This window comes from Sulfolobales archaeon (assembly GCA_038881635.1).
GTDB lineage: Archaea > Thermoproteota > Thermoprotei_A > Sulfolobales > AG1 > WYEN01.
The window spans coordinates 21,193-42,327 of the sequence record JAVZPJ010000010.1 but is presented as its reverse complement, the minus strand read 5'-3'; the positions used below and the strand labels follow the sequence as shown (position 1 = coordinate 42,327).

Below are 21,135 nucleotides of genomic sequence, written 5' to 3'. Positions count from 1 at the left end.
TGTATAGAGAGCTCGATGAAATAAAGAACCAAGTAATAGAACTACCATTATCAACGCCATAACCCCTAATAACCGAGGCGATCTAGAGTTACTCTACTTAACTACCGCAACCCGTTGAGAACCAGATTCACGAGCATAATCATCAGCTGATCATGCTTCACACCACAAACCTCCCTTGCCTCAACAAGTTAAGAGCTCGAGAGCTAAATCATGTTCAACCCAGATGCGGATACATACTGGAATGAAAGACGTTGCAGGAGCACTAGCAATTCATTCCATGAACTATCTACCGACCTAGAGGAAGAGAATCAATTGAATCGTGAAAACCACACTACTGATCTGACTCGGGCTTCTAATGCATCACTTCACAATGAGCCTAGCTATTGACTTAGGATATAGACCTGCCCGAGCTGATGTCTCTCCTCAGCTAGTATGAGCTCCTTGTAGACTTAGCCAATTTAGAATGCAAATCACTCTATAAAGCAGAGGAACTATTATACCTAATTCTCCTACACCTTCTTTTTCAATCTCTCTATCATATCTACTGGGTGTGAGTATACGGCTGGTGTTCATGTAATCTCATATGCTCTCTACTCTGCAACTCTCATTGAAGCTTCTATATTAAGAGGTGGTACATCTTCTCTGCTTACTCTTAAGTCTATCAGAAATGGTTTCTCTGATCCTAGCATCTCTTCTATGGCTTTATCTATGTCGCTGTCATCTCTAACAGTAGCTCCGAGAACTCCAAATGATCTGGCGAGTGCTTCGAAGGATACGTCTCCGAGGAGTGTTCCTATAACTCTACCTCTTCTCTGGATCCTCTGTCTTAGAAGGAGAACTCTATAAGACATGTCGTTAACCACTACTATCTTCACCGGAATATTCTCTCTGACTATTGTCTCAAGCTCTCCTACACTCATCATGAACTCTCCATCACCGACCACAGCTATAACCTCGTGATCTGGTAGAGCCAGTTTAGCTCCTATAGCTGCTGGAAGAGCGTAGCCCATAGCACCTAATCTCGTAGCTGCTAGAAATCTTCTAGGCATTCTAATTCTCATAAAATCATATACATACACTATATGAACTCCCTGACCTCCTGTTATCAGATACTTCTCCGGAAGCTTCTCATCAAGTCTCTTAAAGAATTTAGAAGGATTAGCATATCCATCATATCTTCTCGATAAAGCTTCATCTAGCGAGGATCTCCAGAAAACCTTGAACCTCTCAACCTCAGAATCCCAAGATGGTTTAGATATTTCTAAACCTCTTACTCTCAAGCTCTCAACCAAAGCTTTCAAAGTCTCATAAGGATCTGCATAAACAAGTTTCAAATAGTAGAGAGGTCTGCTTTCAACAATCTTATTCTCTGTGACCACTACAACATCTCCTCTAGGAATAATATTATAACCATAGGTAGCTATATCATCAAGCTCATCACCTAGAACTAGAAGCAGATCTGCTTCCTCTAAAATCCTATCAGCAGGAAGAGAACCTCCTCCGAAACCAACTCTCCCAACACACCTAGGATCTGTCTCATCACAAGCTCCTCTAGCATTACCAGTAACCATAACATAAGCTCCAACCCTTCGCGCAAGCTCTGAGACTAGAGACTCAACACCCGGATACGCTGCCTCGCCGCAAACTAGTATGGCAGGCTTCTCAGCCTTGATCAAGAGGTTTAGTATTTCTTCCACATCTCTCTCGCCAGGTTTCATTGATGGAATCTCTAGTTCTCTAAGAACCTCTCTAGGATTAGAATCTACAGAACATCTCCACATATCTTCTGGAACCTCTATAACCACAGGTCCTCTAGGCTTAGATAAGGCTGACCAGAGAGCTCTGGACATTATCTTTGGAAGTTCTTCTTCTCTCGATATTCTTACAGCATATCTAGTTATAGACCTCACTATGCTAATCTGATCTACTTCATGCATAGCATCTGTACCATAAAGCCTTCTCTTAACACCTCCTGATATTAGTAGCAGAGGTACTCTATCTTTGAAAGCTATTCCCAACCCGAGAATCGAGTTGAGAAAACCAGGTCCTCCGTGAACAGCTGCAACTCCTAGACCACCTGTAGCTCTATACTCAGCATCAGCCATGCTTATAGCTGCCTGCTCATGTCTTGTTGTTATAAGTCTGATACTCTCCCTATGATCATAGAGAGCATCCATGAAATCAAGAAGAGTCGTACCTATTAAACCATAGATCCTTTTAACACCTAGAATCTCTAGAACCTCAGTTATGTAGGATGCAACAGTAGGCATAATCCAACCACCTATACAGACATGTTAACAACATTCAAAGGCTTCTCTCCTCTAAGAACTCTGATGACATTCTCTATAGTAACCTGAATTATCCTCGCCCTAGACTCGGTAGAAGCTCCTCCTATATGAGGTGTCACAATCAGATTAAGATCGCCTCTAGCCGCAAGCCTTATAAGAGGATGATCCTTGCCAGGAGGCTCTCTACTATACACATCAACAGCAGCTCCAGCAATCCATCTCTCCTCAAGAGCTCTAGCTAGAGCTTCTTCGTCAACGATCTCACCTCTCGCCGGATTTATAAGAACTGCTGTAGGCTTCATCAATCTAAGCTCCTTCTCTCCTATCAAACGCCTGGTCTCAGGTGTTAGTGGCAGATGCAGTGACACTATATCGCTTACTCTCAAAAGCTTGTGCAGAGGAGAGAATTCTACACCTAGTTCTCTCTCTATATTCTCAAATCTGATCTTATCATAGTATATAATGCTCGCATTGAAAGCTTTAACCCTTCTAGCAACCTCTCTTCCTATCCTGCCTAAACCTATTATACCCCAGGTCTTACTCTGAAGCTCAAAGGATCCTTTCTCCATAATCTCCCACTGAGGCCACTCACCTCTTCTAGTTCTCTCATGAGCTTCTACAAGTCTACGTAGAAGAGCTAGAGCAACCATTATAGTATACTCGGCTACTGTAACAGCATTAGCTCCGCCAATATTTGCTACTGGGATTCTCTTCTCAGCACAAGCATCTATGTCTATATGATCAAAACCAGTGCTCGGCTGAGCTATGAGTCTGACTCTCTCCATAGCATAACACATATCTCTTGTTATAGGAATCTCCATAGTATAATCTCCTATTATAACATCAACTGTTCTAAGGAGAGCATGAAGTTTCTCTCGATCTCTTAAATCTCTGAAGACAATAACATCAACATCTTTATCTAGTGAAGATCTGTATGAGGATAACAGAGCTCTTATGAACTCCGCTGGTAGAGGGCTGAAGCTGAGGACAAGATATTTCTCGGAAAGTTTCTCAGACATAGAAGCTCGCCTCAAGGCTCTGGTGGATCAGGTGAGGGATATATGATATATGGCTGTAGAGAAGATCCCATGAAGATGGCATAGATATGAGAATGAATATTTTTGAATTTAATCTACTTCTATTCAAATTAGATACCCTAGAATAGAATGTCATCTTAGGTATATAAAGCAAATATTATATAAGCATGTTAGAGCAGAAATGAGAGGGTATGATGCGAGCGGGAAGATGAGATCCTTATCAGAGAAAACAGATCTTTATATATTCTAATATATTCTAACACCCTCTTTCTACTCGAAATTCTCTGGAGCAGATAGATCTTCTACTGATCATATACAACCAGCTATATAGCTCTCGATCCTCGTTCTACATCATATTATTCTTACTCGTTACAAGGTTTCAATCATAATTTTAAATAGATATGTACAGCTCATAATACTATGCTTATAAGGTCTCATGGTTACAGTTAGATGAAAATGTAACCATGAGGTGTTAGAATGAGCTGGCAACCTGATACTCTGCCTATTGTTTTTGGGCTTATAGCAGGTTTAACCGTGTACATAGGCGCTGTAGCTCTCTACAGAGCTAGAAGAATTCTATCAGCTAGAGGAGTTGGCTTTCTCCAAGCTGTTGCAGGAGGAGTGTTAGGATACCTAGCATTAGAGGCGGGACATGAAGTATCGGAGTATGTTGAGAATCTGGCTAGACCTGCAACGGTGATGGAATTTCTTATAGCATCTATGGTGACTACAATAGCTTTTCTAGCAACATATTTGATCTTGGCAGGCATTGAGAATAATATGAAGAAGGGTAAGAGCTCCTCTCTAGGGATCTATTCCGGATATATTATCGCACTAGCCCTGGGTATACATAATGTTGGCGAGGGATTCGCTATAGCAGTTTCTCTACTCTCAGGAGCTCTAGCATCTGCAATACTATTCACCATAGGTTTTGCGATACATAATGCTACCGAGGGATTCGCGATAGTAGGACCGCTTATAGGAGATCTAAAGCTTAGGATTAGCCACACAACCCTTCTAAGCCTTTCAATGATTGCAGGACTTCCCACAGTCCTCGGATCTGCTGTCTTCTATACAGGCATAGGATCTGAGCTCTTCCTAGCAACCCTAAACACTGTTGCAACAGCCTCCATAGTATATGCAATGCTCCACGTGAACCTCTCAGCCCTAGGAAGATTAGGCGGTGTGTCAAGCCCGCTATTCTGGATCGCGCTAACCTCTGGCGTGATAATAGCCTACTCCACAGAGTCTGTAGTTCTCTTTGCATTAGCTGAATAGAGGCTAGCAGGTTTCCAATAAGCTTCTCCAGAGATCTTTTTTAAACCCTCATATCTATCTAGATCTAGAGATCCAGCCTATGTTAGAGAGTATTCTCTCGAAAATCTCGGTAGGAAGAATATGAAGACATATTCATGCAGAATCGGATCACGAGAAATAATTCTTAAACTCGAAAACCTCGCCCTTTAGAGAGGGGAGAACGCCAATCATGTTGTGAGAGGATCTCAAGAGATTAAAAGAGGAGGACTGGAGATCCTTAGCGTAGGATTTTAAAAAGGTTTCAGGTTAGATATTTAGGAGCTTTCGGATACTTACTCCACAACCCCGGATCATGACTTATGACAACATTAGTTCTAGGTCTTCTAAGCATTAGTTTTAGCAGTTTCATACCGGATATATACTCATCCAGATCTGCAAGAAGCCAGCCTTTATTCTCAACCTCGATCTCCTCAGGAAGATGCGTGAAATCACCTGTGAATATATATGAGTTCCCCTCATCAGTGGTAGCTCTCAGCATGATGCTTCCCGGTGTGTGAGCACCTACCCACAGGATCTCGATCCCCGGTAGCAGTTCGAAGTGGCTTACATCTATGGGGAACCAGTTAGCACCTTTAAGAGCTTCTAGATCTACAGGCTGGTACGCGCCTACTCTATTTATCCAGTAGAAGTAGAGAGCATTCTGAATCTCTTTCTTATGCACTATGAGAGGTGTCTTCAGATCCTTGAACAAATAAGCCTGACCAAGATGATCTAGATGCATGTGAGAGAGAACTACAAAACTCACATCCTCAGGCTTGTAGCCTGCCAGCTTCAGCTGTTTCTCAAGCCTGTTTTCATCTGCGAATCTAACCATTGGAAACACCTGCCAAGCAGACTGAGTCCAGGTCTTCGAAGCCTCCGGATGACTTCCGGTGTCGAATAAAACTACTCCATCCTTATGCTCTATCAGAGCACCTGTCACAGGAATTTCAATCCACTTATGCTTATCAGCAATCTTGCTAATATCTCCTATCTCAACATAGAGCAATGGATTCGGTATAAACCAGCCAGGTTCTCCTGCGAGAACGCCGTAGTCTAGGAGATATATCTTCTTAACACCAGTTCCAGCCATAAGACCACCAGTTCTATAAGTCTTTAAGAGTTAATAAAAATTAACATTGATATTGATATTATATATCATTTAATGTTCTAATATTTAATAATGTTCAGAAGCTACACTATATTTATATATCTCATTAGAGTGTTGAGTATATGGTGATAACCACGTCGTTAGGATATAGCTATATATCATACTCACCTGCTACGGATCCTGTCTTCACAATCTCTCTTCCTCAAACAATAAAATTCGGGATGGGTGTAAGTAGAGAGGCTGGGTATGAAGCTAAGAGGCTTGGTATTAGAAGAGCTCTTCTAGTCGTAGGGCCGAGGCTCTCGGGTAGTAAGCTTGCTGAGAATGTCAGATCCTCTCTAGAGGAGGAGGGGGTTAATGTCGAGGTTCTAACCAAGGTTAAGATAGAGCCTGATGATGAAGAGATTATCGAGGCTTATAAAGAGATCAAGGGTAAGGAGATAGATGGCTTTATAGCTCTCGGAGGCGGATCAACTATAGATACTGCGAAAATCCTTAATCTACTCTACACATACCCAGCACCTCTTGAAGACTATATTAACAAGCCTATTGGAAAAGGCTTACAACCTCCAGGACCTTTGAAACCTCTCATAGCTATACCGACAACAGCTGGAACAGGTAGTGAGAGTACGAGTGTAGCAATACTTGATATAAAGAGGTTGAGAGTGAAAAGCGGTATAAGCAGCCCCTATATAAGACCTACGGTAGCTTTAATAGATCCTCTTACAACCGTGACCATGCCTCCTATGGTCACAGCATCATCAGGTCTTGACGTGCTTAATCACGCTATAGAATCATATACAGCAAGACCTTATACCTCGAAACCAGCTATTAGAAACCCTGCTGAGAGACCGGTGTACTCGGGAGCAACACCTCTCGGAGATCTATTTGGAGAGCAGGCTATAATATGGGTTAACAAGTATCTGAGGAGAGCTTATGCGGATCCAAACGATCTCGAGGCAAGATACTATATGATGCTGGCAGCAAGTATCGCGGGAATAGGCTTCGGTCATGTAGGAGTTCACATCCCGCATGCAATGGGTTATCCTATAGCTGGTATGGTGAGATCTTATTACCCGCCTGATTACGAATTCGGCTACCCTATAGCACCACACGGCATAGCAACAGCTATACCAGCTGGCTACGTATTCAAGCATATAGCATCATACAACCTACCCAAGTTCTCGAGAACTGTCGAGCTTTTAACAGGGGAGAGAGTTCAAAGCGTTGCAGAAGTTAGAGAACTTCTCTTCGAATACTACATGAGACTGCTTGAAGATCTAGGGATCCCTACAAACCTGAGAGAACTGGGATTCGGCAGAGAAGATGTAGAGGCTCTGGTAGATGGGACTTTGAAACAGCAGAGGCTTTTGAATCAGTCTCCTAAATATGTGAGTAAAAAGGATCTTGAGAAGATCTTCTTAGAAGCTCTAGGATAGCATATTATGCATGCTCTAGAAATTCGAGGAGAGAACAGGTTTTATATTACGTAGAGTGATAAGGTGTTATAGAAACGAAAAAAGGATCTTCTAGAACGAGTATGCATGGATCATTCTACTGATGTTGATTCTGCCAGTTTCTCTAAGATCTCACGTCCAGGCTTCTCAACATATATATCTCCATTTCTAACCTCTAGCTTAAGTTTTATGAGAGGGCTTTTAGCCATCCCCCTCGTAGGTTCTCCGCTGGGTATCATGAACTCCTCACCATGACCTGGGCATACTATTCTATCTCCTTTCAAAGCCTTCTCACATAATACATAGTACTTGTGATCGCATACAGCTACGTAGGCGTGTAGATTGCCATTATGCCTGACAACAATTACCGGCACACCACCTCTAACCTTCACTCTAGCACCTCCCTCAGGCACTATATTCTCTCTTGAAAACCACACCATCTCCATGGGGATGGCACCTCAGTGAATTCTATTCAAGCCTTATATTTTTTATCTCTGGAAGCATACGGCTAAAGATCTTCGAAGCATGATCAGAGAAATCTATGGAGAGATATTATGAGAGCTATCGCTATAGTTATCAAACCCATTGCCAGAGTCATATAGCTTCTATATCTTGCTGCTAGCCTGAGTAGAGCTCCTATTGTTAGAAATCCTACTACTGCGGAAACTAGAAAAGCTGCTATAATACTCTGTATATCATGAAGAACCTGTGATCCTTCTGAGAAGAGGTATACCGTAGCTAGAGCTCCAGAGTTTGCTACTATCGATGCTATAAAGCTTAGTCTCATAGAATCCTCCAGGCTATAGCCTAGAAGTAGTAGAGCAGTGACCGTAGCTCCAGACCTACTCACACCAGGTAGTGCTGCAATCCCTTGAACCACTCCGAATAGAAGACTCTCTCTAAAACCTATACTCCTAGGATCCTTGTATTTTTCACTTCTTCCCATCCAGGATCTTGTTTTCATAGATATGAAAGCCTGGATCACGAGTATGAGACCTATGATCATGGTAGGAATCTCAAGCTCGAAAGATCCTCTCAGAATCCTTTCAGAGATCATGTATAGAGGAACTCCTACAACTCCTGTGGCAATAGTTGAGATAATGAGAAATCTTAGAAGCCATCTCTCTCTGAACACCCTAACCACGTTTCTCCAGAAGTATGAGAGTGCAGAGGCTACAGTACCTGCTTGAAGAGCTAGTGAGAGTGTGTATGAAGATGCTAGTGAGTATCCTAGAACATATGATGAGAATAACAGAAGAACTGTTTTACTCGATATAGGAAGCCATTCTACAAAGCCTTGGAGAATACCTAGAAGTATGTAGAATAGATCCACCTTAGACACCCTGTAGAGTTCTAAGATCTAATCCTATGATCTCATACCCTCCTCAAGAGCTCTCTGAATAGCTTCTCTAACCTCATCCATTGTAACCCCATGAAGCTTTAGACCTCGTTCTCTGATCATATTTATAACTGTTTCCATAACTCGATCTCTTCCGATTCTCAGCGAGGATAGCTCAGAGATCAGGGAATCATAAACGTGATCAGGTTCTGCAAAGAAATCTCCCGTGATTATAACTCCTCGGATCTCATCCTCGTAAAATCTCAGGCATACCTTAACTATCTTACCCCCCGCATGCTTCTTCTCGCCACAGCTAATTCTGAAACTCATAATCTCAGCCTCTCCAAGATCCTCTCCTGATCCCTGTCAGGTCTTCCTATAGCTTCAAATGCTTCTAACTCCTCTCTATCAATAAGATCCTGAAGCTCTCTTAGATAAGCTAGATTCCATTCAAGTCTCGAATACCTCGATCTATAGAGTTCTAAAGCTCTTCTAATCTCACCCTCATCAGGCTCGCTCCATGAGATCTCTAGATTAAGTCTTCTAGCTATAGCTCTCGCCAGAATATCATAGATCTCATTAGGAGAAACATCTCTACCTAAAACCTCTCTCACAGTGGTAACCCTCTTAACTCTACTCCTGGTAAACTGCTTGTCAGAAAGCTTTTCAGCAGAGATCTTGAGAACACTCCAGAGAGTAGATATATCACTAGAGACAAGCATAGCACCATGAACAAAAACCCTGTCACTAGAGATAGATGCGGCTAAACCCGAGATCTTAAGCCCTTCAACTTCTATATCATTCATAGGCTTGAAATAAGCCTTATCAATCCCGAGATCTCTTAAACCCTCGACAACAGCTTCACCTACGAGTTTGAAAGCATTCTCAATATCAAGATCATAGCCTGGAAGAGCTAGTGCATAGTTTATATTACCAAGATCATGATATACAGCTCCTCCTCCAGTGAATCTTCTCACAAGCTTTACACCAAGTTTTCTAGCTTCTACAGCTCTAACCTCAAGAGCTGGAGACTGGAACCTTCCTATAATGACAACCTTATCATTACGCCATAGTCTGAGAGTAGGAATCCTAGCTTCTCTATAGAAAGCTTCTTCAAAAGCCAGGTTAAAGAACTGATTCTCAGGCCATTCAGCAATCATTACCCTCAGGATCCCTCTCACACGAGCACCCGAGTATAATACTCTTAACCTATTAAAAGAGTATATTAACTATATTCTCAGACTTTTTCTAAGACATTTAGAAGCTATGTAACCGTAGACTCTCTCAATAGATTCTTCAACACTGAAGCTCTCTAGATCCACTCTAAAACCTATGATCTCATCTCTAAAACCTTCTATAAGCACTATATCAGGTTTCATACACTTTATCAGAAGACTTGGATCCTCTCTCCTCGAGAAGAAAGCATATTCATCTTGAACACCTATAAAAGCTATATCAGCTCCTGCATCTAGAAATCTATAGGTGTCCTTACCCTCGATATCTATCCTTCTATGATGACTATGTTTTACAACGGCAATCCTAATACTACTGCTCACACTTCTAATCCTTCTTATAACCTCTGATATGACAAGAGTCTTACCAGAATCCTTAGGACCTACGATCTGAACCACACAAACCTCACTATTACTCAACTCTCTCAAGAGATCAACTAAGCCTCTGTAGAGACTATCCACCTCCACACCCCCTATAGCATTCTATGCTAATGCTTATCTCCGAGATATTTATAGGATAGAAAGATCGATTCTTTCTCAAAAAGACTTCCACCATAATCACCTCTCATACAAAACCTCGCCCAACTAGTGGTAAACAAACTGCGAGTTTAAGCGAGACACCCTCGATAGAAACTCTACATGAGATGTTATACTCAGAGTCTTAAGAAGCTTGGTTTTATTACCGATTATAACTATATATACAATATAGAGAATATGACACATGATGATAAGATTAGGAGTGATAGAATATTCAAGGTTGTAGAATACATCTTGAGAAGTATTGATGTTCCAGGATTTGATATCGACCTTATATCAAGCGGTGTTGTAAGAAGTTTTAGAATCTCCAGAGATTATGAGAAGATTATTGTATTCGTAGATTTCTCAGGTTCTGATCCTGGATGCCTTTTCTGTAAATTTATAAATCATACTCTATGGAAGTCTATCTCTACAAGAATTAAAGAATCTCTTGCCAGGGTAGGATTCAAGGAAGTTTACGTTGTAGATGTGCAGACAGGACAAGAGCTGTAGACTTAGATTCTTGCTTCTCGAAAGATCTTCTCGAGAGTTTATGAGCTTGATTCCACTGCCTTAGTTTTCGAGATTTCAATCATATCTTTCCCATGTCTCTGATGCTAGAATAGATCTTTTTAGGATCTCATGCTAGGAATAGTAATATGAATCCTATTCGAGAGTTTATGAGCTTGATTCCACTGCCTTAGTTTTCGAGATTTCAATCATATCTTTCCCATGTCTCTGATGCTAGAATAGATCTTTTTAGGATCTCATGCTAGGAATAGTAATATGAATCCTATGATTATAATGAGTAGTGATGTTACTATCCGAATTCTAAGCATGTTAAGTCTTATGAGGTCAGTCACGATTCTCTGGATCTTCTGAAGACTTACTAGGATCACGATAAGAGTTGATGGAGATGCTACCGAGATCGCGTATAGAATCATATCATGAAAAGATTCATGGATCTTGTTCGAAGCTATGTATGATGCTGCTACAGGTATTAGAGGAGCTGTGCAAGGACACACCAGAGAACTTAAGCCTGAGATGATCCCTAGAAGTGGTGGGATTATTAGAGGTCCGAAAACCGTGACACTCTTAGCATGCTTCTGAAGAGGATTTACCGTGAAGATTCTAAGGAATCTATTCTCAGGTTCTAGGATATAGAGGAGAATTAAAACTCCTAAGAGGATCATTAGAAGAGACATGGCGACCGTGATAATTCTAAGAGCCTCCGAAGAGAGGAATGAGAAGAATCTTACAAATAGAAAGAGGAGAACAAGAGATGATGAGAAATACGTGACCAGATAGAGAGATGAGAGATATAAGAATCTCCTCCCTGAAAATCCTAGGTTTAAGAGAAGTGATATGAGAAAGATGAGAATAGATATAGAAAATATGTTAAGCCCCTGGACTAGTCCTACGGCTACTACTAATAGAGACTCTATCAAAGCTCCTCAAATACTATGAAACATAGAAAGCATATAACAAAACACCTAGCCATAGACCGTGTCTTCTGTAGAGGTTTTCAAGCTGTTTTAACTGCTATAGGTTCTTAGAAGATGTATCCCGCCTCCGAAGGCTATCACACCATCATCGAGGCGGGCTCAGTGGTGCCTGCTGATATAGCTTTTCGACGACCCTGCGAATGGTGAGCAGGTGCTGAGGGGAAGCCCGTGCTGATAATACCCAAGATAATCGAAAACACCTGAGCAAACTCGAATAAGCTACACGGACAATCACTTCGCTGAAATAGCTGAAGCATGATTATCATTCTCTAGGTGAGATGATATGATGATTCTCTTGAACCCTCCCGCTCTCGAGAACTCGTAGATAAGACTGCTCACACTACCTGTTAATGCTATTACTATGAGCATGGTCTTAGAATATATTCTGCCCAGCTCTATTGCAGAGGATCTACCTACGGCTGTTTTATCAGAGAAAGCTATATCTTAACCTGAAATAGATCTCTTGAGAATTCTGGAACATAATAATACGAAGATCCTGGATCTCCGATGCAAAAAGTATGAGAACTACAAACACCATGAAAAACCATGCAACTGCTTAGATTTGAAACCAGTATTCGAGAGTCTCTATTCTAATTCTATAATTCATTAGAATTAGATCTTAGATTTCGAATAGCTATATCTCTTTGGAGCATTGATTTCTTAAAAACTCGTGAATTAAAATAAAATGTGTTGAAAATGAGCGGCAAGCTTTCTAAGATCTCTCGTGTGATAGAAGCCTTTGTATCAGCTCATCCATATGTTCTGCTAGGAGTAGATCTGAGAGGTAGAATAGTGTATCAGACCAATGAAGGCGGGTTCAACTCTATATGGGTTCTCGATAGCAGTGGTAGGAGAAGGCTTAGTCAGAAGACTATTCTATGGACTACAGAGGTTTCCGAGTCTAGGGATAGAGTTGTTTTTACAAGAGATATTGCTAGAGGTAGAGAGCTTCAGAAGCTGGGTTACATAGATCTTTCTAGGGATGAGGAGATAATTATAGATGATATAGAACCTATGAGGATCTTCAGTATAGTGAATAAGAGTAGCATGATAATATTCACAGGTGCTACTGAGAAGAGCATAGCTCTCTACATGATTAGAAGAGATTCTGTGGAGAAGCTGGTAGAACTTGCAAATATTGTTTTCGCTACTGATGCTAGTGATGATCTTGTTGTTGGAAGCGGAAATCTAAGAGGTAATCCTAGATCCTCTGAGATCTTTATTTATAATATCTCAACAGGTGAGATGAAGATCTATACACCTAGAGAGGGTAGTAGCAATACAATTCCTATGATACTTAGCGATGGGAGAATAGTGTTTCAGACAGATGCTCTAGATCCTGATAGAAGAATCCTGGCAACACTAGATCCTCATACAGAGGAATTTAGAGAGATGAAGTTCAAATATGATGATTATGAGAGGTATAAGCCTGTAGAGAATCTATTCTACAGAGAGTTTAGAGAAGGATTTCTGGTTATAGGTAAGAGAGAAGGTAGATCTAGATTATTTCTAGATGGTAGAGAGATACAAACTCCAGCTGGTATGATTGTTAATGCTGATATATACGAGAATAAGATCTATTATACATACACTAATATATTCAAACCTCCTAGAATAATAGCTTCAGAGAACGGAGTGCATAAAGAGATCATAGGATCCAGACTTCCCGAAGATATTGAAAACAGCTTGGAAAGCATAGAATTCACATACATAGAATCACTAGATAAGCTTAGGATACCAGTTTTCATAATAAGAAGCAGAGAGTATGAGAATAAGAAGGCTGCAGTAGTGTACATACATGGAGGTCCCTGGTCTGAAGTTGCTGACAGCTGGAGTATTCTCATAGCATCTTTAGTAGCATCAGGATTCAATGTTATAGCACCTAATTTCAGAGGTTCAACAGGCTATGGCGAGTGGTTTAGAAGACTAGATATCGGAGATCCTGGAGGAGGAGATCTGATGGATATAGAAGCTTCAGCAAGATATGCTCTCGAGAAAGGTATTGGAGAAAAACTCTTCGTGATGGGCTATAGCTATGGAGGCTACATGACTCTATGGACCATGTTTAGCAAACCAGATCTCTTTGAATGCGGTGTTGCAGGAGCTGCGGTAGCTGATTGGGAGGAGATGTATGAGTTAAGTGACGCACTCTTCAGAAAATTCATTGAGGTTTTATTCGATGGGAGAAGAGATCTTATGAAAGAGAGATCTCCAATACACAAGGCTGAGAATCTTAGAAAGCCTTTATGCATAGTGCAGCCTCAGAATGATACTAGAACACCTCTCAAACCTATTATAAGACTTGTTAGCAAGCTCATGGAGCATGGAAAAAGCTTCGAAATTCATATAGCTCCTGATATGGGTCATGTGATCAGTACCATAGATGATGCTATCAAGATCCTTCTTCCAGCATTATTATTCCTACAGAGATGTGCTGAGAGATAGAATGTAGTTTTTTATCCTGGGATGAGTCTTATTCTAATTCTTCTATTCTTAGCATTCTCACTCACGATCTCGTATATCTCAGCACACTTGCTAGGCTTGAGACAGATTATAGATCCTGAGGCTTTAAGCATGATCTCGCCTAAACCTATAACAGTCTGAGCACTTCTAAAACCACTTTCTTCTGAGAAGGCTATCTTAACAAGTGTATCATCATCACCATATATGAATGTCGAGAGGGTTTTCACAATCCTATGAAAAGATCCTTCTTCTAGAGATCTCGAGAGATCTTCTAGAAAACCTGAGAACGCTTCAGGAGTTGAGAATATAATTTCAAATGATATTCTGAAGCACTCCATCAGAATCTAATTATACCTATAACGCTTATAAGTAGCACTTTATCTCCAATATAACTCTCCAGTTTAATACTAATTCGGTGGAGAATGAGCGAGAGAAGCGGGGGTAAGGAGATCCAGTTTATCAGAAGAGTTTTTAGAGGGTATAGAGAGTTCTACACATCTGATCCCGAGATCATAGTATCTGCTCCTGGGAGAATAGATTTTCTCAATACTCATCAGGATTACAAAGGTCTTCCCGTAATTGCTGTGGGGATAAATCTTAGAACCTACGTAGCTGCTGGAAGGAATCTCTATTCTAATCATGTTACAGCTGTTTCAGAGAATCTTAGAGATTCTGGGGAGAGATATGTAGATTCATTTGATCTTGATGGTATGAGTATTGATAAAAGCAGATGGTTTGGATCTTATGTGAGAGCTGCTGTTAAAACCTTAATCATTGAAGGATACGATCTGAAGCCTTTCAATATCTGGATCTATAGTGAAATCCCTATGGGAGCAGGTCTTGGGAGTAGTGGTACTCTTCTTGTTTCAATCATATATTCTATTAGTGAGCTTCATAGATTTAACCTAGATCCTGGGAGAATCGCTGAGCTAGCATACGTAGCAGAACATGATGTTCTGGGGATACCTTGTGGAAGACTTGATCAATATGCTGCTGCATTCGGAGGTGTTTCTATTATAGATACCAGACCACCGTACAAGGTTTCGAAGATTGATCTTGGGAAGGGTTTCTTCGTGGTTTTCGATAGCGGTATAAGACATTCTACATCTGATATACATCCGAGAAGACAGGCTGAGATTGATAAAGGTCTTGAAATGCTTAGAAGTATTATTCCTCAAGATCTGAGATCAATGATTCAAGGAGGTTATAATAGTGTCTACTGGGAGGGTTTAAGAGAAGAAGTTCTAGAACCATATCTCCAATCTCTACCTCATCCTTACTCAAGTAGGATACTATACACTCTCAAAGCTCATAGATCTACATTAGATGCTGTGAGAATCTTAAGAGGAGAGAAGATAAGCTCTAGAGATCTAGATTATATAATAAGAGATCTAGAGATATTCCTAGGAGAAAAACCTCGAATAGAAAATGATGATCTTAGCATGATAGGAGCTATAATGACATACCAGCACTCTCTTCTAAGCAGACTATACGAGGTTAGTCTTCCAGCATTGGATGAGATAGTATTTAGAGCTATAAGCTATGGAGCTTTAGGAGCTAAGCTATCTGGAGCGGGTTTAGGAGGTGTTGTGATAGCTCTCGCTAGAGACAGAAGAACTTCTGAGAAGATTCTGAGAGGAGTTCTCGAGGATAGACTTGCCGTGAGAGGATGGATTGTGGAGATTGATAGAGGTGTTTCGAGACATGAGATATCGAGAGAATAATGCTCTCAGAGAACTTAGATGGGATCCGATCCTTAGAGAGTGGATTATGATCTCATCAGGTAGAAAAACGAGACCTTGGCAGCCTCAGAACTTCTGTCCTTTCTGCCCTGGATCTCCTGAGACAGGATTTGGATGGGATGTTCTCATACTTGAGAACAGATATCCAATGCTATCTGAAGAATCTCCAGAACCTGATTCTCATTACTTCTATAGAAGAGGGAGAGCTGTGGGGAAATGCTATGTTGTTGTAGAAACTCCAATACATGATCTTGATGATCTAAGCGATCTACCTTTAGAACATGTTGAGAAGATAATCAAGGTAGTAGCTGAGAAAATGAGAGAAGATATGAAGAGAGAGTATGCGAAATACTTCCTCTGGTTCAGAAATAAAGGGAGAGAGATAGGAGTCTCTCTAGACCACCCTCACAGCCAGATATATCTCATGCCCTTCACACCTTCTAGAATCGAGAGAGAGCTAGAGAGCTCGAGAGATTATTGGAGAGATAGAGGAAGATGTCTTTTCTGCGATATAATAGATGTGGAGAGTAGAGAAGGAATCAGAGTGCTTATGGAGAGCAGAAGATATATTGTTTTCATGCCTTTCTACAGCCACTGGCCTTTCGAAGCACATATATATCCTAGAAGACATGTAGGACTTCTAACAGATCTCGATGATGAAGAGATCAGAGAACTCGCGCTAGTTCTCAAAAGAACTCTCTGTGGTTTTAAAAGACTTTTTAAGAGTAAGAGCAGTCCATATATAATGGTTCTACATCAGGCACCTCTGAAGGGAGAGTATGAGTTCTACCACATGCATATAGAGATCTACGGTCTTCTAAGAGATGAGTCGAAGCTCAAGTACGCGGCTGGAATGGAGATTGGTGGAGGAAATTTCACATATGATTCAATCCCTGAGGAAAATGCTTTGATGCTTAAAAAAGCTATTGAATTATGTGATTAGAATTCTCGGTCTCACATGAGAATCTTATGTTCTTTCTCTGAGAGGTTTCAGTGGATCATTGGTAGCATCATGAAGTATAGTATGAATACCAGTGTTATTACCATGGTTGCAGGTTTTATATCTCTAAATCTTCCCGAGAGAATCTTCAATAGCGTGTATGTTATGAATGCGAGTCCTATACCTGTGGCAATGCTATATGTGAGAGGTATTGCCACCACTGCTATGAAGCTTGGTATGGCTTCTGTGAGATCCTCTAGATCTATTTTTCTCAACACATTGAGAAACATAAGTCCTACGAGAATCAGAACAGGTGCTGTTGCAAATCCCGGTATTGATACCGCTAGCGGTGCTATTGGGAGGAATAGGAGGAATAGAACTCCTGTAACAAGAGATGTAAGACCTGTCCTCCCCCCAGCTTCTATACCTGATGCAGACTCTACATAGATCACTGTAGTAGTTGTCCCAGCTAGAGCTCCTACAACGGTTGCTGTTGCATCTGTGTAGAGAGCTCTATCAATGTTAACAGGTCTACCTCTCTCATCGATGAGTCCTGCCTTGGTAGCTAGACCAACTATAGTTCCTATACCATCGAAGAATTCTACTAGAAATAGCGAGAATGTTATCGGGAATGCGAGAAGTATAAGCTCTACATATGCTTTGAAAGCTGTTGGAAACACTGGAACTATAGATGTTGTAAAACTGGGGAGTTCAAAGATCTTCTCAGGGATCTGTACAACTCCTATTATCACACCTATGATAGTTAGGATAGATATGGTGAGAAGAAATGCTGGAGAGAATCTCTTTATATATAGAATAGAAGCTATTATAAGACCTAGAAAAGCTATTAGAGATCGAGGGTCTGTAAAAGCTTTAACATTAAAGCTAACAGGAGTTCCCACACCCGGTTGAACAAATCCTGCGAGGGAGAGTCCTATGAATGTTATGAAAAGCCCTATGCCAGCGCTAATGCCGTAAGCTAGGTTGGGAGAGATAGATCTAAGAACTCTCTCTCTGATACCAGACCATGCGGCGAATAGAAATATTATTCCATCCATGAATACAGCGAATATAGCAGCGTATAAGGCTGTTAGAGCGGCTGTATCTCCGGAAAACCCTGATCTAGCTAGAATCAATGTGAATGCAGGAATTACAGAGAACCCTATAAAGCTATTCTCACCCATTCCAGGAGCCATTGCAAAGGGAAGTCTTGCGTAGAGAGCCATGAGAATTGAACCAAATGAAGCTGCTATAATTGTTGCGGTTGCGATCCCGATCTTAATGCTGTTAACTAGAGCGATCTGATCTGGAGAGAGATTTTCAACTCCAAGCGCGTTTTTTAACGCGAGTTCAAATCCTTCTCCTATGATCAAGGGGTTTACAAATATAATGTAAGCCATTGTAAGAAACGTGGTAATTCCAGCGATAATCTCTCTACTAGATTGTGTAGAGATTTCTATAGGAGTGAGAATTCTAGATCTCCTGACCAATTATATCCCGCTAGAACGAGAGTGATATAGAGCTTATAAGTCATAGGTGTATCCTCTGATATTGTTTTTAATATGATTAAGTAAAAAGATCTAGGGCTGATCTCAAGAGAACTTTAACATTATTTCATTAATAGAGATCGCATTATTCTCAGGAGTGGATTTAAGTATCTATATTGAGAGAATGGTATCAGCAAAAGCTCTGAGTCTGAAGATCGGATCATCTTACTTTATCTATTTTTATGAAAGGTATTGTTGTTAGGATTCTGAAAACTGTTGATATAGCGAATCCTATCCTAAGTCCTTCATATCCGTATAGTCTGACAAATCGATCCATTGTAAAACCTCCTATCATAGACCCCACAGCCGCTGTAACACCCTGGCTGAAGTTTAGAAATGCTAGATGACTTGCTTGAAAACGCTTCTCAGATACCTCGAGGGTGTAGAGTGGTATAACTACGTTGGTGATAGCCTGGAAAGGACCTATGATAAGATTTGAGATGTATATATACTCTATATTAGGTGAGACAGCGTAGAATAGAGGTGGTGTTACAAATCCTATTCTACTAATAATAACAAGCTTCTTAAGATCTGTTCTAGGAAGGATTTTCATGAGAATATACTGAGAGATCATTGTTGAAAGAGTTGAGATTATGTTCAGAATCGCGAGATCTGAAACACTCATTCTATATAGATACACCTGAGCAACAGCGAAGTAAGGCCAGGCAAAAGACATCGCCAGTATATATCCTGAGAATGCGTAGTCGAATTTCATAAAGGATCTGTTCTTGAGGATTATTTTAAATGCTTTAGAGATAGAGATCTCAGAAGATTTTCTTTCAGAGCTTTCCAGACATGAATCTAGGTATAGCATATTAAGCCAGATTAATGATCCTATGAGGCTTATGATTCCTGAGACTATAAATAGGATTCTGAGAAGATCTATTGAAGGATTTATTAGAAATCCTACTGTTACGAAAGCCAGTAGAGCTGTGATCTGAGATGCAATGGTTATAGTGCTCAGGATCTTTCCTCTCTCATGACTTGAATAGAAGGCACCTATGAATGCTATGAGAGCAAGTCCTGAGATCCCCACGGCAACGGCTCTGAGAGTGTAGAGTCCTACTAGAATCAAAGGATCTAGTGTTAAAGAGATCAGTATCCAGAGTGATGAAGCTGTGACTGAAGTTATAAGAAGGATCATTATATATTTTCTCAATCTATCTATAAAAGATCCTAGGAGAACCTGAGCAAGCGTGGGGAGAGAGTTTAATGAGAACTGAAGAATCCCTTGAAGAACTCCAGAAGAGGTTAATGCCGCGAGATAGTAGCCTATGTATGGAGCTGAGAAATTATCTGCTAGAGATGCTAGAGACTGTCTGACAACTACAGGTCTCGAGAAACTCTTGTTAGAACACCTTGGGTCGCTGTCGTTCATTTTTCAATTCGCATAGAAAACCTTCTCAGCAGAGCTAATAAACGAGTTAGGAGATGCTATTGAATAAGGACTTCAGCTCCTTATATAGACTCTATTAGATTATTCCATTACCTCATCTCCGCTCTCTCACATCTATTCAGAACCTCACCTTGTCTGGAGGTTTTCAAAGCGATCTCTCCAACCGTTGTCTCTCGAGAATCTCAGGAGAGACTCGATTTTTCTACTTCTAGCTGAACTAATTCCAAGTAGCATCGCATATCAGTGTAGGATTTTTAGAGAAACACTATTCTACTAGAGAGGTTTGTAGAGTTCTCAGGTAGCCGGTAGAGTTTTGGGAGATTAGGGAAGGAAGGCTGGTAGCGTTTTTATGATGCTCTATCGAAGATCTTCTCTAGAACTTAGAGGATCATCACACCACTATTCTTCGGGTACTTCTCTCTCAGCTTCTTTCTTAGATTCTTTAATTCTTCTGATAACATCTCTCGGGAGTGACAGATCTTCTCTTCCAAGCTCTGTAGCTTTCTTAACTCTCATACCCACTCCATCTATTATCTCTATCTCATGCATTCTCGTGTCATGTTGTGTCTGCCTCATCTTCTCAACTATCACATATCTCTTGAGAACACCTCTCACTATAGCTCTTCTAAATCTTATAATTCCATCAGCAACATGCTCTACTCCGAAGCCGAAAGCATCTCCTGTTGTTATAGCATACTGACTTATCATGAGAGTTGTGAAATCCCATCTATAGAGAACTCTCTTAACAGAATAACTATACCTCCTAGCCATAGCAGGTTTATCAAGCCAGAAAGCACTCATACTATCTATGATAAGTCTAGCTCTTCCATATCCAAGTCTCTTCTTAGCTTCGATAACCTTCTCCACAAGCCTGTCAGGATCTAGCTCCTCGAGATTCCACTCATCACTTCTACTTCTCATTAGAGCGTCAATTATTATCATCCTCCCCTCATTAACTGCCTTCTCAAAATCCATGCCGAACATTCTAGCCTGTCTAGAGATACTCTCACGACTCTCCTCAGTAGTCACATATATGATCCTATCACCCTCAAGATAGCCTTGCCAGGCGAAGTGTATTGAGAACACAGTCTTTCCAGTTCCAGGCTCTCCTGTGACTGCTACGAAAAAACCTCTGGGAATACCTCCTCCAATAAGCTCGTCAAATCCTTCAACACCTGTTTTAAGTCTCTCGACTTCAACTCTGCTACTCTCCTCCTCGCTCATGGTATCATCACTAATCTATTTATAATGCTCAAGGCTAAAATC

The 21,135-nt window shown here is 40.8% G+C and carries 19 protein-coding genes; 6 read left to right on the top strand and 13 right to left on the bottom strand.

Translation table 11 applies throughout. The annotated features are described in order from the left end of the window. Positions 1–590 precede the first annotated feature (590 nt). Both QXS89_06460 and QXS89_06455 read right to left on the bottom strand, forming a co-directional pair. Positions 591–2,270: a thiamine pyrophosphate-binding protein gene (locus QXS89_06460; protein MEM3831820.1), complete on the bottom strand. Its 1,680-nt coding sequence runs from the start codon at positions 2,268–2,270 to the stop codon at positions 591–593. 11 nt (positions 2,271–2,281) lie between these two features. Further along, entirely contained in the window at positions 2,282–3,307 is a 1,026-nt protein-coding gene (locus QXS89_06455; protein ID MEM3831819.1) for a 2-hydroxyacid dehydrogenase, read from the bottom strand. A gap of 495 nt (positions 3,308–3,802) precedes the next feature. Here QXS89_06455 and QXS89_06450 point away from each other — a divergent pair, with 495 nt between their 5' ends. Further along, complete coding sequence (locus QXS89_06450) at positions 3,803–4,603, top strand: ZIP family metal transporter (GenBank protein MEM3831818.1); 801 nt, start codon at positions 3,803–3,805, stop codon at positions 4,601–4,603. Between the two features lie 280 nt (positions 4,604–4,883). On the opposite strand, the gene QXS89_06445 is transcribed toward QXS89_06450, so the two are convergent. Next, entirely contained in the window at positions 4,884–5,714 is an 831-nt protein-coding gene (locus tag QXS89_06445; GenBank protein MEM3831817.1) for an N-acyl homoserine lactonase family protein, read from the bottom strand. A gap of 140 nt (positions 5,715–5,854) precedes the next feature. Between QXS89_06445 and QXS89_06440 the strand changes: the two genes are divergently transcribed. Next, complete coding sequence (locus QXS89_06440) at positions 5,855–7,171, top strand: hydroxyacid-oxoacid transhydrogenase (protein ID MEM3831816.1); 1,317 nt, start codon at positions 5,855–5,857, stop codon at positions 7,169–7,171. A gap of 110 nt (positions 7,172–7,281) precedes the next feature. Here the strand turns inward: QXS89_06440 and QXS89_06435 are convergent, their stop codons facing one another. From QXS89_06435 to mobB, 5 genes are all read right to left on the bottom strand, one after another. Beyond that, entirely contained in the window at positions 7,282–7,635 is a 354-nt protein-coding gene (locus QXS89_06435) for a Rieske 2Fe-2S domain-containing protein (protein MEM3831815.1), read from the bottom strand. Between the two features lie 83 nt (positions 7,636–7,718). Beyond that, the gene (locus QXS89_06430; protein MEM3831814.1) at positions 7,719–8,522 is read right to left on the bottom strand and encodes an undecaprenyl-diphosphate phosphatase; all 804 of its coding nucleotides are present in this window, start codon (positions 8,520–8,522) and stop codon (positions 7,719–7,721) included. Positions 8,523–8,555: 33 nt separating this feature from the next. Next, positions 8,556–8,858, bottom strand: a complete 303-nt coding sequence (locus QXS89_06425) for a hypothetical protein (protein ID MEM3831813.1) — start codon at positions 8,856–8,858, stop codon at positions 8,556–8,558. Then, the gene (locus tag QXS89_06420) at positions 8,855–9,709 is read right to left on the bottom strand and encodes a biotin/lipoate A/B protein ligase family protein (protein ID MEM3831812.1); all 855 of its coding nucleotides are present in this window, start codon (positions 9,707–9,709) and stop codon (positions 8,855–8,857) included. Before QXS89_06420 ends, QXS89_06425 begins: the two co-directional genes overlap by 4 nt. 48 nt (positions 9,710–9,757) lie before the next feature. Continuing rightward, positions 9,758–10,222: a molybdopterin-guanine dinucleotide biosynthesis protein B gene (gene mobB, locus QXS89_06415; GenBank protein ID MEM3831811.1), complete on the bottom strand. Its 465-nt coding sequence runs from the start codon at positions 10,220–10,222 to the stop codon at positions 9,758–9,760. A gap of 177 nt (positions 10,223–10,399) precedes the next feature. Here mobB and QXS89_06410 point away from each other — a divergent pair, with 177 nt between their 5' ends. Further along, positions 10,400–10,789 carry a hypothetical protein gene (locus QXS89_06410; protein ID MEM3831810.1) on the top strand — a complete coding sequence of 130 codons (390 nt, stop codon included), beginning with the start codon at positions 10,400–10,402 and terminating at the stop codon, positions 10,787–10,789. A gap of 254 nt (positions 10,790–11,043) precedes the next feature. Here QXS89_06410 and QXS89_06405 read toward each other — a convergent pair whose 3' ends face one another. Further along, positions 11,044–11,724: a hypothetical protein gene (locus QXS89_06405; protein ID MEM3831809.1), complete on the bottom strand. Its 681-nt coding sequence runs from the start codon at positions 11,722–11,724 to the stop codon at positions 11,044–11,046. A 753-nt stretch (positions 11,725–12,477) separates the two neighbouring features. On the opposite strand from QXS89_06405, the gene QXS89_06400 reads away from it, so the two are divergent. Next, positions 12,478–14,226 carry a S9 family peptidase gene (locus tag QXS89_06400; protein ID MEM3831808.1) on the top strand — a complete coding sequence of 583 codons (1,749 nt, stop codon included), beginning with the start codon at positions 12,478–12,480 and terminating at the stop codon, positions 14,224–14,226. Positions 14,227–14,237: 11 nt separating this feature from the next. Here QXS89_06400 and QXS89_06395 read toward each other — a convergent pair whose 3' ends face one another. Further along, the gene (locus QXS89_06395; GenBank protein ID MEM3831807.1) at positions 14,238–14,582 is read right to left on the bottom strand and encodes a hypothetical protein; all 345 of its coding nucleotides are present in this window, start codon (positions 14,580–14,582) and stop codon (positions 14,238–14,240) included. An 84-nt stretch (positions 14,583–14,666) separates the two neighbouring features. Here QXS89_06395 and QXS89_06390 point away from each other — a divergent pair, with 84 nt between their 5' ends. Beyond that, entirely contained in the window at positions 14,667–15,968 is a 1,302-nt protein-coding gene (locus tag QXS89_06390; GenBank protein ID MEM3831806.1) for a galactokinase family protein, read from the top strand. Then, positions 15,919–16,929, top strand: a complete 1,011-nt coding sequence (gene galT / locus QXS89_06385; protein ID MEM3831805.1) for a galactose-1-phosphate uridylyltransferase — start codon at positions 15,919–15,921, stop codon at positions 16,927–16,929. Before QXS89_06390 ends, galT begins: the two co-directional genes overlap by 50 nt. 47 nt (positions 16,930–16,976) lie before the next feature. Here galT and QXS89_06380 read toward each other — a convergent pair whose 3' ends face one another. The 3 genes from QXS89_06380 to QXS89_06370 form a co-directional block, all read right to left on the bottom strand. After that, entirely contained in the window at positions 16,977–18,416 is a 1,440-nt protein-coding gene (locus QXS89_06380; GenBank protein ID MEM3831804.1) for an NCS2 family permease, read from the bottom strand. 217 nt (positions 18,417–18,633) lie between these two features. Then, positions 18,634–19,851 carry an MFS transporter gene (locus QXS89_06375; GenBank protein ID MEM3831803.1) on the bottom strand — a complete coding sequence of 406 codons (1,218 nt, stop codon included), beginning with the start codon at positions 19,849–19,851 and terminating at the stop codon, positions 18,634–18,636. A 417-nt stretch (positions 19,852–20,268) separates the two neighbouring features. Continuing rightward, complete coding sequence (locus QXS89_06370) at positions 20,269–21,093, bottom strand: KaiC domain-containing protein (GenBank protein ID MEM3831802.1); 825 nt, start codon at positions 21,091–21,093, stop codon at positions 20,269–20,271. Positions 21,094–21,135 lie beyond the last annotated feature (42 nt).